Source organism: Candidatus Binataceae bacterium (assembly GCA_035500095.1).
In the GTDB taxonomy this organism is placed as follows: Bacteria; Desulfobacterota; Binatia; order Binatales; family Binataceae; genus JAKAVN01.
This window is the reverse complement of the sequence record DATJXN010000022.1, coordinates 68167-83028: the sequence shown is the minus strand read 5'-3', so window position 1 is coordinate 83028 and position 14862 is coordinate 68167. Positions and strand designations below refer to the sequence as shown.

General features: G+C 64.9%; 12 protein-coding genes. 5 read left to right on the top strand and 7 right to left on the bottom strand.

Translation table 11 applies throughout. The features are described from left to right. Positions 1 to 105: 105 nt before the first annotated feature. From VMI09_03470 to VMI09_03460, 3 genes are read right to left on the bottom strand one after another with little or no spacing between them, the layout of a single operon-like run. Entirely contained in the window at positions 106 to 1314 is a 1209-nt protein-coding gene (locus VMI09_03470; protein ID HTQ23728.1) for a CoA transferase, read from the bottom strand. 2 nt (positions 1315 to 1316) lie between these two features. Further along, positions 1317 to 2534 (bottom strand): CoA transferase, encoded by a 1218-nt coding sequence (locus tag VMI09_03465; GenBank protein ID HTQ23727.1) that lies wholly within the window; start codon positions 2532 to 2534, stop codon positions 1317 to 1319. Continuing rightward, the gene (locus tag VMI09_03460; GenBank protein ID HTQ23726.1) at positions 2531 to 2806 is read right to left on the bottom strand and encodes a hypothetical protein; all 276 of its coding nucleotides are present in this window, start codon (positions 2804 to 2806) and stop codon (positions 2531 to 2533) included. Before VMI09_03460 ends, VMI09_03465 begins: the two co-directional genes overlap by 4 nt. 276 nt (positions 2807 to 3082) lie before the next feature. Between VMI09_03460 and VMI09_03455 the strand changes: the two genes are divergently transcribed. The 4 genes from VMI09_03455 (at position 3083) to VMI09_03440 (ending at position 8807) form a co-directional block, all read left to right on the top strand. Continuing rightward, complete coding sequence (locus VMI09_03455; protein ID HTQ23725.1) at positions 3083 to 3820, top strand: Yip1 family protein; 738 nt, start codon at positions 3083 to 3085, stop codon at positions 3818 to 3820. 444 nt (positions 3821 to 4264) lie between these two features. Further along, the gene (gene ileS / locus VMI09_03450) at positions 4265 to 7186 is read left to right on the top strand and encodes an isoleucine--tRNA ligase (protein ID HTQ23724.1); all 2922 of its coding nucleotides are present in this window, start codon (positions 4265 to 4267) and stop codon (positions 7184 to 7186) included. After that, positions 7183 to 7728, top strand: a complete 546-nt coding sequence (lspA, locus tag VMI09_03445; GenBank protein ID HTQ23723.1) for a signal peptidase II — start codon at positions 7183 to 7185, stop codon at positions 7726 to 7728. Before ileS ends, lspA begins: the two co-directional genes overlap by 4 nt. Positions 7729 to 7853: 125 nt before the next feature. Further along, on the top strand, positions 7854 to 8807 hold the full coding sequence (locus tag VMI09_03440; GenBank protein HTQ23722.1) for a hypothetical protein: 954 nt from the start codon (positions 7854 to 7856) through the stop codon (positions 8805 to 8807). Between the two features lie 127 nt (positions 8808 to 8934). Here the strand turns inward: VMI09_03440 and VMI09_03435 are convergent, their stop codons facing one another. Next, the gene (locus VMI09_03435; GenBank protein ID HTQ23721.1) at positions 8935 to 9177 is read right to left on the bottom strand and encodes a helix-turn-helix domain-containing protein; all 243 of its coding nucleotides are present in this window, start codon (positions 9175 to 9177) and stop codon (positions 8935 to 8937) included. Positions 9178 to 9565: 388 nt separating this feature from the next. Here VMI09_03435 and VMI09_03430 point away from each other — a divergent pair, with 388 nt between their 5' ends. Beyond that, entirely contained in the window at positions 9566 to 11896 is a 2331-nt protein-coding gene (locus VMI09_03430; GenBank protein HTQ23720.1) for an MMPL family transporter, read from the top strand. 47 nt (positions 11897 to 11943) lie between these two features. Here VMI09_03430 and aroB read toward each other — a convergent pair whose 3' ends face one another. The 3 genes from aroB to aroC are packed head-to-tail and all read right to left on the bottom strand — an operon-like array spanning position 11944 to position 14773. Beyond that, on the bottom strand, positions 11944 to 13020 hold the full coding sequence (gene aroB / locus VMI09_03425; GenBank protein HTQ23719.1) for a 3-dehydroquinate synthase: 1077 nt from the start codon (positions 13018 to 13020) through the stop codon (positions 11944 to 11946). After that, a complete protein-coding gene (locus VMI09_03420) occupies positions 13002 to 13583 on the bottom strand; it encodes a shikimate kinase (GenBank protein HTQ23718.1) in 582 nt (193 codons plus the stop codon). Before VMI09_03420 ends, aroB begins: the two co-directional genes overlap by 19 nt. Positions 13584 to 13606: 23 nt before the next feature. Next, positions 13607 to 14773: a chorismate synthase gene (gene aroC, locus VMI09_03415; protein HTQ23717.1), complete on the bottom strand. Its 1167-nt coding sequence runs from the start codon at positions 14771 to 14773 to the stop codon at positions 13607 to 13609. Between the last annotated feature and the right edge of the window lie 89 nt (positions 14774 to 14862).

The window sequence follows — 14862 nt, the reverse complement described above, 5'->3', positions numbered from 1 at the left end:
GCGAGTTGGTGCATTTGCACCGGCGCGCTATTTTTTTACGGGTTTCACGCCGACAGGTCCGCCGCTGCGAACCGCCTGGGCGGCCGCAGGAGGATGTCACCGAGATCAACCCCAGACCACGCCCTCTGCGATCAATTCCGCCCGCTCGGCGCGGCTTAGCCCCAAAAGCTCGCCCAGGATGTAGTCGTTATCCTCGCCGACCTCGGGCGCCACGCTGCGGATCGATCCCGGCGTCGCCGAAAGACGCATCGGCACGCCCGTCACGCGAGTCGATGAGCCGTCGGGAAGTTTGACCGGCGCATAGAAGCCGCGCTCGGTGAGGTGCGGATCGGCGGCGAGGTCGGCGCCGTTGAGCGCGACGCCGGCGGCGACGCCCGCCTCCTGCAGCAGGGCCATCGCGGCCTCGGCGTCAACCGTCGCAGCCCATCGCGCGATCTCGGCGTCGAGTTCTGCGTGACTGCGCATCCGGAGGAACAGCGTGCGGAACCTCGGCTCAGCGGTCCACGCCGGATTGCCGAGCGCGCGCGCGAAACGCTCCCACTCGCCTTGCGAGCGCACTGAGATCGCGATCCAGCGATCGTCGTCGCTGCGGCGAGGACGGCATCGATAGACCCCGTGCGGCGCGGCCGGCCCCTCCTGCGAACGCCACGCCGGCGTCTCCTGGGTGCGGCCGTTGACCGCGATATCGAGCAGCGCCGGTCCGGCAAGGCTCGCCAGCGCCTCGAATTGCGAAAGATCGACGAACTGGCCGCGCCCGGTGCGTCTGCGATGCCATAGCGCGATCAGCGCCGCGAGCGCGCCGCTGTAGCCGCCGGCCATGTCGGCGTACGAGTAGCCGTAACCGACGGGATCGCCGCGCGCGTCGGCCATCATCCGCGTGAATCCGGCCAGGGCCTGCAGCGTCGGCCCATAGCTTACGTAGTTGCTTCGCGGCCCCGTGTGTCCCAGCCCCGACATGCTGATGCTTATGATGTCGGGCTTGATCTTCGCGAGGCTCGCATAGTCCAGCCCCCACATCCGCATCACGCGCGCCGAAAAATTGTCCATCACCAGATCGCTCATCGCTGCGAGCCGGCGTGCGAGTTCGATACCGCGCGGCCTGGTCATGTTGATTGCCGCCGAGCGCTTGTTGCGATGCAGGTCGCCTTGCAGTCCGATCCGCCGCGGGCCGAGCACGCTCATCGTATTTTCGTCGCCGCGCTCGACCTTGATCACCTCGGCGCCCTGGTCGGCGAGAATCCGCGTGGCGACCGGACCCGCGACGACCCAGGTGAAGTCGAGGATGCGCACGCCCGCAAGCGCCATCGGAGCCATCGTCAGATCACTCCCTGCGCGGCCAGCGCGGCGAGCTCGTCGGCGCCAAGGCCAAGCTCACCGCCCAGGATTTCGCCGGTATGCTCGCCGGCGAGCGGCGGGCGGCGCGTCACACGCCACGGCGATCCGGTGAAGAGGTATGGCGCGCCGGGATAGCGGAAGGTGCGGCCGAGTTCGGGATGCTCGACCTCGTGGAAGTAGCCGCGCGCGAGAAGTTGCTCGTCCCCGAAGAGATCCTCGGGGTTGCGCACCGAGGCGTACGGCAGGCGCAGCAGCTGCGCGCGTTCCAGCAATTCATCGCGCGCGTAGTCCTTGACCCATTCGTCGAGAACGTCGAACAGACGCTCGGCGTCCTGGCGCCGCTTGCCCACCTCTTCCCACTCGGGAGCGGTGAGGTCGTCGCCGAAGTTGCGCGCCTTGCCGTCGCCGTTGACCCACTCGACCAGCGAGGTCCAGTCGCCGAGCGTGCAATGCATCACGTACCCGTCGCGGCATCGCCCGACCCGGAAGAAACGGCTCCAGTGCAGGGTGCCGCGGCGCCGTTCGATCTCGCCCGTTCCGAAGAAACTCGGTGCGACGTGCTCGACCGCCGCCGCCGTCGCTTCCTGCATGCTGAGGTCGATCCATTGGCCCTGGCCCGAAGAGTCGCGCGCGAGTAGCGCGCACATCGTGGCAATCGCAGCGTAGTACGACGCCGAGTGATACGCCTGCAGGCCGAACGGGCGCACCGGCGCGGCGTCCGGAAAGCCGTTGACATAAAGCATCCCCGATAGCGCGGTCAGCACGCTGTCGTCGGCCTCGTAAGAGCGGTACGGGCCGCCTTGACCGAAAGGCGCAATCGAACATAACCCCAGCGCCGGGTTGAGCGCGTGAAGCACCTCCCATCCAAGGCCCATCCGCGCCATCTCGCCCGGCCGGAAGCTTTCGATCACGACGTCGGCGCCCTCGGCCAGACGGCGCATCAGCGCTGCACCCTCGGGATGGTTAAGGTCGAGCGTAAGCGAGCGCTTGTTGAGGTTGTAGAACCAGAAGAAGAGGCTGCGGTCGCGATGCGGCCGGTCGTCGACGAAAGGTCCGATTCGGCGCGCTGCGTCGCCGCCGGGCGGTTCGACCTTGATGACGTCGGCGCCCATGTCGGCCAGCAGGCGGGCGCACAGATGGCCCTTGAGATCGGTCAGGTCGAGGACGCGCAGGCCGGCCAGCGCGCCGTTCTCGTTCATTTGTCCGCCTTGATTGGCGCTCGCGCGAGTCCTTCGATTTCGATCGGACCCTTGCCGAGTTCGAACGGACCAAGGTCGCGCGTCGGTCTGATTTCCTTGACTACCTCACCGCTCGGACCTGTACGCCGGCCGCCGCGTGCGCGGATCGTCTCGAACGTGTCCGGGTTGACCCATCGCACGCCGAACACGCAGGGCTTGGCCTGACCGTCCTCTTCCACGGGTTCTAGGGTCTGACCGGTATGGTCGAAAAAGGTGACTTTTCTAAGTGCCATGGTAACCCGCGCGAGGCCAAAAAGTAGCCGGGACTTTGGGAAAACCGATGATAGGGGAGCGGGATTTCGTTTTCAAACGGTGCTGTAGATTTAGCTTGATGCCTGCCGAATGCGCGATAATTAGCGAGAGACTGCCAGAGCGGGCTAAGAATATGACAGCAATCAACAGACGCCTAAAAGTTGCAAATATCTACAAGTTTCTATCGACCCCGCGCTGCGCCAGCTATAAGATTCGTTCTAGACAGTCACTGTCGTCATGACGGAGAGCGGGGGCCCATGGCAGACAATCCAGGTTTCAGAGTTGACAGGCTCGGTACTGTCGACGCCCGGCTTGGCGACAAGGGCGTCGATCGTATCTTCACGATTCTCGACTACCCGTGGATCGCTATCTGGATGAGCCCGCGCGAGACGATCAAAAAGATCGTCAGCCGCGATCCGACCAGCCAGGTGATCATGCTGGGTGCGCTGGCCGGTGGGTTGTCGCTGACCAATTTCTTTCTCGCGATGGCACTTTCCCCCGTCGCTCCCGCACATTCGCAGCTGAATGCGTACCTGCCGATCGTGACGCTGGCGAGCCCGTTTCTCGGCGCAGCGATCGGAGTGTTAACGCTCTATATAAACGCATTCCTGCTGGACTGGAGCGGGCGCACGCTCGGCGGCGCCGGTAACGCGGTTACGGTGCGGGCGGCGGTGGCGTGGTCCTCGGTCCCGATAATCTGTCTTTCCGCCGTGACGTTGCTGCTCCTGCTGGGCACCGGCACCTGGAATGCGCTAGGCCTCTCGATGCCCGACCCCAATGCCGCCGCCGAGGCGCTTGCAGCCGCGAAGAACCCTTTCACGGTGACGCGCGGCATCGAAGCGATCATCTCGATCTGGTCGTTCATCCTGATGCTCAACGGCGTGGCCGAGGTGCATCGTTTCTCGCTCTGGCGCGCGCTGGGAGCGGCCGTGCTGCCGTCGGTCATCCTTGGCGGGATTACGTTTGTGGCGTTCGTTACATTCGTGGTCGCCTGATGACCTGGGGATGACCTCTCCTCCGCTCGCCTCGCACTGCCGTTTGCGGTTGGCCAGCGCGATCCTGAGCTGCGGCTCTTCTGCTCGCGGCCGCGGGTAACGCGCGGGCCGCGATCAAAACCGCGTAGCGGCGCCGAGGTCAACGGCGTCGTCAGCTTTCATGGCCATTACGACACCAACGCGCTCGCCTATAAGGCCGAAGCGGACCATCGCTCATGGCAGGCGATGAAAGATTTCTTCCGGGTAATTTTCAGATAATTCGGCCGTGAGGCATCGCAACGGACCCGCTCGGCCCAGCCAACGCGCACTCGCACGCGCCCATCGGTTGCGTTAATCTCTGGCGCGGCTCCCGTCGCGGCGCGCGGCCGATGACGACGACCTGATAGAATATGCTGATACGTGGAGGGGCCGGCGCCCTGACTTTCGACGCCGGCCGTTTTGCCTGTGGCCGAGACCGAGCACAAAACAACCGACTACAAGAACACTCTGAAGCTTCCCAGGACGGACTTCCCGATGAAGGCGAATCTGCCCAAACGGGAGCCCGAGATGCTCAAGCGATGGGAGGAAATCCGGCTTTACGAAACCCTGCTCGCCGCGCGCAAGGACGCGACCGCCTGGGTTCTGCACGACGGGCCGCCATACGCCAATGGCCGCGTGCACATGGGCACCGCGCTCAACAAGGTGCTGAAGGACTTCGTCGTGCGCTCGCGCGCGATGATGGGGTTCCGGACGCCGTTCGTGCCCGGATGGGACTGCCACGGCATGCCGATCGAGTTCAAGGTCTCGCGCGACCTCGGCGAGAGAGCGCGCGCGCTGCCCAAGCTCGAGCTGAGAAGGCTTTGTCGGATCGAGGCCGAGAAGTGGATCGACCTCCAGCGCAAAGACTTCATGCGCCTGGGATGCATCGGCGACTGGTTCCATCCGTACATAACGATGGATCCTGCGTACGACGCCGCCGAGATCGGCGTGCTCCGCAACCTGGTCGAGCGCGGCTACGTCTATCGCGGACTGCGCCCGGTGCACTGGTGCTTTAACGACCGCACGGCCCTGGCCGAGGCCGAGGTCGAGTACCGCGAGCACGTGTCGCCGTCCATTTATGTCGCGTTCGCTTTTAACGCGAACCTGCCCGACGCGGCGCCGCTCGCCGCCGGCGCCTCGGATCGGGCGGAGCTCGCCGCCGCGCACAAGGCGGGGAAGCTCTTTGCGGTGGTCTGGACCACCACGCCGTGGACGCTCCCTGCCAACCTGGGAATCAGCCTCAATCCGACGTTCGAGTACGTCGCGATCAAGACCAGCGATCGTTACTACGTGGTCGAGGCGCGGCTGGCCGAGGCGGTCGCAAAAGAATGTTCGCTAACGATCGAAAGAACGGTCGCGCTCGATCGCGAGGCGCTCAAGGCGCTCGACGGACAGGATATTTTTCGCCATCCGTTTATCGACCGCGACGTAAAACTGATGTACGGCGACCATGTCACCGCCGATGCCGGCACTGGCCTCGTTCATACCGCGCCCGGACACGGCTACGAAGACTTCGTGGTCGGCTCGCAGTACGGGCTCAAGCCGTTTACGCCCGTCGATACGGCCGGCAACTTCACCGCGGAGGCCGGCGAGTGGGCGGGTCAGAATGTTTTCAAGGCCAACGATTCGATTGTCGCCAGACTCGGCGCAGCCGGCGCCTTGCTCCATTCGCACAAGTTCTCGCATAGCTATCCGCATTGCTGGCGCTGCAAGAATCCGCTGATTTTCCTCGCCGCCGAGCAATGGTTCATGCGGATCGATCACGACGGACTGCGCACGCGAGTGATCGAGGAAATCGACGCCGTCCAATGGATCCCCCTGTGGTCGCGCGACCGGATCCGCAACATGACCGAGACCCGGCCCGACTGGTGCCTCTCGCGCCAGCGCGCGTGGGGCGTGCCCATTCCGGCGCTCCGATGCGCCGCGTGTGGCCACGTCGGCCTGTACGACGAAGTGATGGCCGCGGCCGAGCGAATCTTCGAACGCGAGGGTTCGGACGCATGGTTCAATCGCCCGGCGCGTGACTTTCTCCCGCCGGGACTCAAGTGCGAGAAATGCGAGGGCGCGTCGTTCGAGAAAGAGGAGGACGTGCTCGACGTATGGTTCGATTCGGGCTCTTCGCAGGCCGCGGTGCTGGGCAAGCGCCCCGAGCTGACCTGGCCCGCCGACGCCTACCTCGAAGCGGTCGAGCAGGCGCGCGGATGGTTCGGATCGTCACTCGCCTGCGCGGTCGCCGAGCGCGGCCATGCGCCCTTTCGCACCGTTATCAGCCATGGGCTCACGGTCGACGAGCAGGGACGCAAGATGTCGAAGTCGCTCGGCAACTCCGAGGACGCGGCCGACGCGGTGAACCGGATTGGCGCCGACGTGCTGCGCCTGGTGTACGCCTCGCTCGACTACACCACCGAAATCGCGCTTGGCGACACGGTTTACACGGCGGTCGCGGAAGCGTACCGCAAGATTCGCAACACCTGCCGCTATATCCTCGGCAACCTTGCCGACTTCGATCCGGCCCGCGACGCGGTGGCGCTCGATCGGATGACCGGGTTCGACCGCTATATCCTGGCCCGCACCGAGCGGCTCAAAGCAGACGTGCGTAGCGCGTTTGAGGAGTACGATTTCCAGGCCGCCTACCACGCAGTAATCAATTTCGTCGTCGTCGATCTGAGCTCGCTCTATATCGACGTCTCGCGCGACCGGCTGTATTGCGCCGCCGGAGCTTCGCCCGAGCGCCGTTCGGTGCAAACCGCGCTCTATCATGTGCTCGACGCGCTGGTGCGGATGCTCGCAACGCTCGTCCCTTTCACCGCCGACGAAATTTATTCGCACATGCCAGGAGAGCGCGCGGCGAGCGTCCATCTGCTGACGCTTGCGCCGGCCAATCCCGAATGGCGCGACGAAGCGTTCGAGAAACGATGGAAATTTCTGCTGGAAGCTCGAGAACAGGCTCTGAAGCTCCTTGAGACAATGCGCCAGAACCAAGAAATAGGGGCACCGCTGGAAGCGGCATTGCAGGTCTTTAGTCAAGTAAAGGCAGACGCCACCACGGAAATGCCTTTAATACATTCGTTTCCTCGCGAAGACATGGAGCTGTTGAAAGAGCTTTTTATTGTCTCAAAGGTCGATCTTCTCGAAGAGAAGGAAGCTCGGCAATATTTGGAACACGCAGACGGACTTGAAGACTTTCATATCGATCACCGCTTCGTGCGCCATAAGCCTCCGCTGGTGCTGGTCGGGCGCCGCGCGCCGGGACGCAAGTGCCAGCGCTGCTGGATGTACTTTGACGACGATTCCGGCTCCGACCTGGACCCGCGCTGCCGCGCGGTAGTGCAGGCGCTCGGCGCGTGACGACCGCGCTGCCCGAAGGGCCGGCGCAAACCGCGCGGCGCGCCCGCGCGGCGACGGATTGGCGCCGGTTCGCTGCGATGCTCGGGCTTGTCGCGCTGCCGGTCTTCTTGCTCGACCAGTTGGTCAAAGTTTACATCGTCAGGCATCTGCAGCTTTTCGAGCAGATCGACGTCGTGCCGCACTGGCTTGCGATCACTTACACTCTGAATTCGGGCGCCGCATTCAGCCTGTTTGCGACCCTGGGACCGGCTGTCCGCGGGATTATCCTCGACGGGCTCGCCGCGGCGGCGGTGGTGGTGCTCGGTGTGCTGCTCGCGCGCGGCGCGCGCCCCCCGATTGTGTCAGCGGCCTTTGCGCTGATCTTGGGCGGCGCGGCCGGCAATCTGCTCGATCGCGTCGTGCGCGGGCGCGTCGTCGATTTCATCTACGTTCATTACTACTCGTGGAGCTACCCGGTCTTTAATCTCGCCGACAGCGCCATCACGATCGGAGTCGCGATCATCCTGCTCCACTCGATGTTCGCAGACGACGCCGACGCCTGAGTGCCGCCGCCGAATGCGCCCGCGCCGCGGCTTTGCCCGCGCATTTGACCAATACGCGACGCTGACGCTAGGTTTGCGATAATCCGTCCGGCGCCGCGCGCCGGCATGGAGCGGAGGGTGCGATCATGAAAACGATCAACACCGTTACCGGAACTACTACGCCGGACAAGCTCGGTACCACGCTGATGCACGAGCATCTGATGGTCGGATGGGGCGGATGGGAACTGGACTGCACTGCTCCGCGCTTCGAGCGCAAGCAGGCGCTCAAGTTCGCCACCGAGCGGCTCAAGGAATTGCGCGACCTCGGACTCGGTACCTTCCTCGATCCGTGCCCGATGGACATCGGACGCGACGTCAACTTCATGGCCGAGGCCGCCGGCGCCGCCGGTATCCAGCTCATCTGCGCGACCGGCCTGTACAAGGAGGATCTCGGCAACACCGCTTACTTCAAGCAGCGTCCGGTCAACGAGATCGCCGACGTTTACGTGGCCGAACTGACCGAAGGAATCGCGCGTACGGGCGTGAAGGCGGGGGTGATCAAATGCGCGACCTCCAAGGACAAAATCACCGACTACGAGGAAAAGTGCCTGCGTGCCGCGGCGCGCGCGCATCTCAAGACCGGTGCGCCGATCACTACCCATACCGACGACGGCACGATGGGACGCGAGCAGCTCGACATCTTTGCCGCCGAAGGCGTCGACCTCAAGCACGTGATCGTCGGGCATAGCTGCGGCGCGTCCGACCTGCGCTATCACACCGACATGCTCGACCGCGGATGTTACCTGGGATTCGATCGCTTCGGACTCGACTTCCTCCATCCCGACCGCCTGCGGCTGGCCGCGCTTATCGGGCTTCTGGGGATCGGCTTCGAGAAGCAGATCGTGCTTTCGCACGACTCGGTCGCGTGCTGGCTCGGACGCGGACTCGATCTCACGCCCGAGATCGAGCAGGGCATCCGCAACTGGGAGCCGACGCACATCTTCAAGAACATCCTGCCCGCGTTGCGCAAGGCAGGCGTCGGCGAGGAGAAAATCCAGACGCTGATGGTCGAGAATCCGCGCAGCTATTTCGCCAAGTAACGCGCGCTCGCGCGAAGCAAGCCGTCTCGCGCGCGAGCGCGAGCAGCTTCGGCGCCACGCGGCCGCGGCTATTCGTTCAAGCCGGAACCGGGATTTCCGAGCCGGAACTCTGGCGCTCTGGCCGGCGTTATTTGTCGAGCACTTGAGCGCCCGCTTCCATCTGCGATCGCCAGCGGTCGATGGCCTCGACGTTAAAGCGCCAGTCGCTGCCGACGCGGAACGCCGGCAATTCGTTGCGCTTGAGCAGACGGTAAACGGTTGACGGGTGAACGCGCAGGTAGGCCGAAACGTCCTGCACGGTCATGACGCGCTGCGTTACCGTGTCGAGATCCGGCATCGTCGTTCGATTGAATACGCGATTGTTCATCATCTCCACCCCCTCGCCAGAACTTCGGGCGCCTGAGTCAGCGATTCGGATGAAGAGAGTCCGCAGGCTGGTGCAGGTCCGCGTGAAAAGAAAGTTCTACTCTCCCAAATCCGCCGCTCCGCCTTTAGGCTGACGCGCGGTATTCTATGCGTCGGTCACCCAATGTAAATATTTCCACCGGTCACGAGTATCAACAATTATCCAAATCTTGTGCATAACTTTACGGTTCACATGCGCAGTCATGGTCATTGCTGACGTGCTGAGGTCCAGCTTGACTCGACCGCCTTCGGTCTGGTCGGATGACACGCTCGCCGCAAGGATATCGGTCTAAATCAAAATGCTATCGATGGGTCAGAGAACCGCCAATTTTTTAATTCGCTGGCGCTGGCAGGTGATCGTCGTATACGTGGCGCTGACGGGTTTTTTTGCCGTCGGCGTCGCGCGCATCGCGCACAGTTTCCAGGCCCAGACTTCGGTCGCCGACCTCGTCCCGGCGCACAATCCGGTCACCGACGTCTTCAAGCGCTACCAGAGTTTCAGCAAGCCGGCGACGGTCGAGATCCTGCTCAAGGTCAGGCACGGGACTATCTATACGCCGCAGACGCTCGCCCGCATCTGGCGCATCACGCGCGAGCTTGACCTGGTGCCCGGCATCGACCACGTCACCCTGACTTCGATCGCGAGCGAGAAAGTCCGCGTCATCCGGCCAACGCCGCCCGGACTCAGTTCCGAGCCCGTGATGACGGACAAAATCCCGACCACGCAGGCGGAGGCCGAGGCGGTGCAAGGGCGCGCCCGGCACGCCGCCGGCGTCACCGGAATCCTGGTTTCGCCCGACGAGAAGGCGACCCTGATCGATGCCGCGTTCTTCGAGCAAGGCCTCGACTATGCCGGCGTCTTCGAGCGCGTGCACAAGATGCTCGCGGCGGAGAGCGATCCGAACGTCGAGTTCTACACGGCCGGGCGCGTGATGCTGATCGCGTGGGTTTACCGCTATGGCCATCAGGCGCTGTGGATTTTCCTGCTTTCGCTCGCCCTGATCATTCTGGCCCACATCGACTACATGCGCAGCCTCGCCGGCGCGCTGACCCCGATTATCGCGGCCGCCGTATCGACCATCTGGGGGCTCGGCGCGGGCGGATGGATGGGGCTCAACCTCGAACCGCTGACCGTGGTGGTGCCGGTGCTGCTGATGGCGCGGGCGCTCAGCCACTCGCTGCAAATCACGCGGCGCTACTACGAGATTCTTTACGAGACCCATGAGCGCGTGTCCGGCGCGGCGGGCGCGCTGGCCTCGATGTTCGCGCCGGCTTTCCTCGGCATCATGTGCGACGTCGCGGGGCTCTACATGATTTGCCTCGCGCCGATTCCGATAATTCAGAAGCTCGGCGTGCTCTGCGGCACCTGGTCGCTCCTGATCATTCCCTCGGCGGTGCTGCTCACGCCGGTGCTGCTCGCCCTTCTACCGCCGCCCAAGGACGTAAGCGTCTTCATCACCCACGAAGTCCCCTCGCTCAGCACTCGGCTGATCGAGCCCGTGCAGCGGGTGCTGGCCGGATTGCTGACGCCGCGGATGCGGATTGTAGCGACGGCGATCGCGCTCCCGGCGGCGGCGCTGCTCGCGTTTGTGGCGATCAGCCGTCCGGTCGGCAACGTCTCGATCGGGAGCCCGCTGCTGTGGCCCGACAACGAATTCAACGTTGCCGAGCGCGAAATCAACGCCAATCTGGCCGGCACCGCGACCCTCAATGTGGTATGGGAGGGCAAGCTTCCGCGCGCGCTCTACTATTCCGAGGTGTACGACTCGATGCTTCGTTTCCAGAAGGCGATCGAGCGCAACCATGGCGCAATCGCAACGCTCTCGCTCGCGGACTACATCCCTTATACGGGTCTCATCCTGCGCGGCGGCAATCCCAAGTGGCTGCCGATCGATCTCACCGGCCATGACGTGGGCGCCTACCTGTTCTGGACCCGCACCGGACACTCGCTGGAAAACTTCGCCAACATAATCGAGCCCAACGGCACCAACGGCGACGTCATCCTGTGGTACAAGGACCTGCGCGCGAGCACGGTGGACCAGGCGATGGCGCAGGCCAAGCGCGCGATCGCCGAAGTGCAGCCCAAACCCTCGCCCATCTACCGCATCCGGCTTGCCACTGGCGCGGTGGCGCTGCAATACGCGCTCGACCACGTGGTGCGCGCGGCCGATCTGAAAATCCTTCTCTACCTGCTCGCGACCATCTTCGTGATGTGCGTGCTGACGTACCATTCGGCCGTCGCCGCTGCGATGCTGCTCGTGCCGCTGCTGTTCGCGCAGTTCGCCACTGATTCGGTGATGTATCTCCGCGGGGTCGGCCTCGACGTCAACACGCTGCCGGTCGTCGCGGTCGGGCTCGGCGTCGGCATCGACTACGGAATCTACCTGCTAAGCCGCATCTGCGAGGAGTTCCAGGGCGCGGCTGACGGCGACGTGCAGGCCGCAGTGACGCGCGCGGTTTTTACCACCGGCGAGGCGACCTTTTTCGTCGCCTTCACCATGGTGGTCGGCGTGCTGCCCTGGTATTTCCTCTCGGACCTGCGATTCCTCGCCGAGATGGGCCTGATGCTGGCGCTGGTGATGGCCTTCAACGGACTGCTCGCGATGAGCGTGCTGCCGCTTGAGACCGTGCTCATCCGGCCGAAGTTCCTCGGCCGCGTTAGGCTGATGGAACGCAAGGGATAAGCGGATAGCCTGCGCCAGCCGAAGAAAGATCCGGCCGGCGGATTCGCTCAGCCGAGGTTGGCGACAATCTCCTCGAAGCTCAGCTTGCAGGTCAGCGCGTCGCCGATGCGATCGAGCAGCACGAACTCGACCTCGTCGCCGGTGCGCTTCTTGTCGAGCCGCAGCGCGCGCACGAAATCCTCGCCGCGCCATCCCTCGGGCATCGCGGTCGGCAAGCCGGCCCGCGTGATCAGCCGCTCGAGCCGTTCGGCCTCGGCGGCGCTCAGTCCCGCGAACGCCTGCGAGAGCCGGCCCGCCGCCACCATCCCGATCGCGACCGCCTCGCCGTGCAGGTAATTGCCGTAGCCCGACGACGCTTCGAGCGCGTGCCCGGCCGTGTGTCCATAGTTCAGGATCTTGCGCAGGCCGCCCTCGCGCGCGTCGCTCGCGACGATAGTCGCCTTATGATGCAGCGAGCGCGCGACCATCCGCTCGAGCGCCGCAGGATCGCGATGCAAAATCGCGTCGAGCCCCTGCTCCAGTTCTTCGATCATCGGCGCATCCATGATCGCGCCGTACTTGATGACCTCGGCCAGGCCCTCGCGAAATTCGCGATCGGGGAGCGTCTCGAGCAGTTTTACGTCGGCGACGATCAGGCGCGGCTGGTAGAACGCGCCGATCAGGTTCTTGGCCCGTGGATGGTTGATCGCGGTCTTGCCGCCCAGGGACGAATCGACCTGCGCGATCATCGTGGTCGGGATTTGCACCAACGCCACGCCGCGCATGTAGGTCGCCGCGGCGAAGCCGGCGAGGTCGCCGACCACGCCGCCGCCGAGCGCAAACACGGTGCTGGCGCGATCGAGTTCCGCCTCGACCATCGCGTCGAAAACTTGCGCGAGCGCCGCGAAAGATTTGCTCTGCTCTCCCGGCGCAACCTCCAGGGTCCGCGCGGCAAAGCCCGCCTCGGCAAGCGAGGCGGCCACGGGTTCGCCGAAAAGACGCGCAACGTTTACGTCGGTGACGATCAGCGCTCGTCCGGCGGCAAGGCCCGCCTTGCGCGCGAGCCGTCCGGTCTGCTCGAGCGTCCCGGCGCCGACGTGAACTGGATGTGCGTCGCGGCCCAGTTTTACGCGGAAGGTGTGCATCGATGTCTCCTTCCGCCGTGCCGGCTGAAGATCTCGAGTACGCGTTCGGCCGACTCGGCAACCGAAAGATCGGATGTGTCCACGGTATAATCGGCGCGCGCGTAGGCCGCGCGCCGTTCTTCAAGGAGTTCGTTGATCCGCGCTTCCAGCGGCTGGCCACCCTCGAGCAGCTTGGGCCGCTTGTGCGGAGCGCGCCGCACGCGCTCCGCGATCACCTCGGGGCGCGCGCTCAGACACACGATCACGCCCGCGCGCTTGAGCGCGAGGTAGTTGCGTTCATCGACCAGCGCGCCGCCGCCGGTCGAGATAACCGCGGGCCGCGGCTCGCCGCATTGCGGACACAGCGCCGGTTCGTCAGCCAGCGCGGCGATTACCTCGCGCTCCAGCGCGCGAAAGTACGCCTCGCCGTGTTCGGCGAAGATTGCCGGAATCGGCTTGCCCGCCCGCGCCACCAGTTCGGCGTCGCTGTCGCGCAGCCTCCATCCCAGGCGCGCCGCGACCGCGCGGCCCACCGCGCTCTTGCCCGTCGCCATGAAGCCCGTAAGGATCAACTTCGGAGCCATCGCGCCCTTGGAGCCCGGCGGCGTCAAAAATTGCGCACCTGCTCGAGGTAGCCCTGGTAGTTGCGCGCGATCTCGGTCCGCGAATCGCCGCCGAACTTTTCCACGAAGGCGTTGGCCAGTTCGAACGCGACCACCGCCTCGGCGATAACCGCGGCGGCCGGAATCGCGCAAACGTCGGAGCGCTCGGTATTGCCGACCGACTCGGCCTTGGTGCGGATGTCGGCCGAGCGCAGCGGCCGCATCAGGGTGGACAGCGGTTTGAACGCGACGCGCACGCGCAGCGGTTCGCCGGTGGTCATCCCGCCTTCGGTGCCGCCCGAATTGTTGGAGTTGCGGATGAAGCGGCGCGCGCCGGCGTCGTACGCGATTTCGTCGTGCAGCGCCGAGCCGCGCATCGCAGCAGCGCGAAAGCCCAGCCCCAGCTCGACGCCCTTGACCGCCTGCAGGCTCAGCAGCACGTGCGCGAGGCGCCCGTCGAGCTTGCGATCCCATTGCACGTGGCTGCCCAGCCCGACCGGCAATCCGGTGGCAACCACCTCGACCACGCCGCCCAGCGTGTCGCCGGTTTTTTTGCACTCGTCGATCTCGGCGATTATCGCGCGCTCGGCGTCGGGATCGGCGACGCGCACCTGCGAGGCCTCGGTCACCCGCGCCAGATCCTCAATACTCATGTCGATGGGCGTTCGCGCCTCGGTCGAGCCGATACTTGCGACGTAGCCGAGCGTGGTGATGCCGAAAGGCTCGAGCAGCAGCTTGGCGAGCGCGCCCACCGCAACCCGCATCGTGGTCTCGCGGGCCGAGGCGCGTTCGAGCACGTCGCGTACATCGTCGAGGTTGTATTTGAGCACGCCTGCGAGGTCGGCATGGCCGGGGCGCGGCCGCGTGACCGGCTCGGCCGCCCCGCGGTCGGCGGGATCGACGGACATCCGCTTGACCCAGTTTTTGAAGTCGTGATTCTCGACGATGAGCGTGATCGGACTGCCCATCGAGCGCCCGAAGCGCACGCCCGAAACCACTCGCACCTCGTCGCGCTCGATCGCCATCCGTCCGCCCCGCCCGTAGCCTTTCTGGCGGCGCGCGAGGTCGTGGTTGACCTTCGCGAGGTCGATATCGAAACCGGCGGGGTAGCCTTCGACCACCGCGACCAGTTCGGGGCCGTGCGACTCGCCGGCCGTGAGGAAACGCAGCATCTTGAAATCGTCCGTCCGCCGAGCCGGCAGTAAGCCGCGCTCGTAGTCGATCGATTCAACCAGAGTTGGCGCGGCGGGGAAAGCCGATA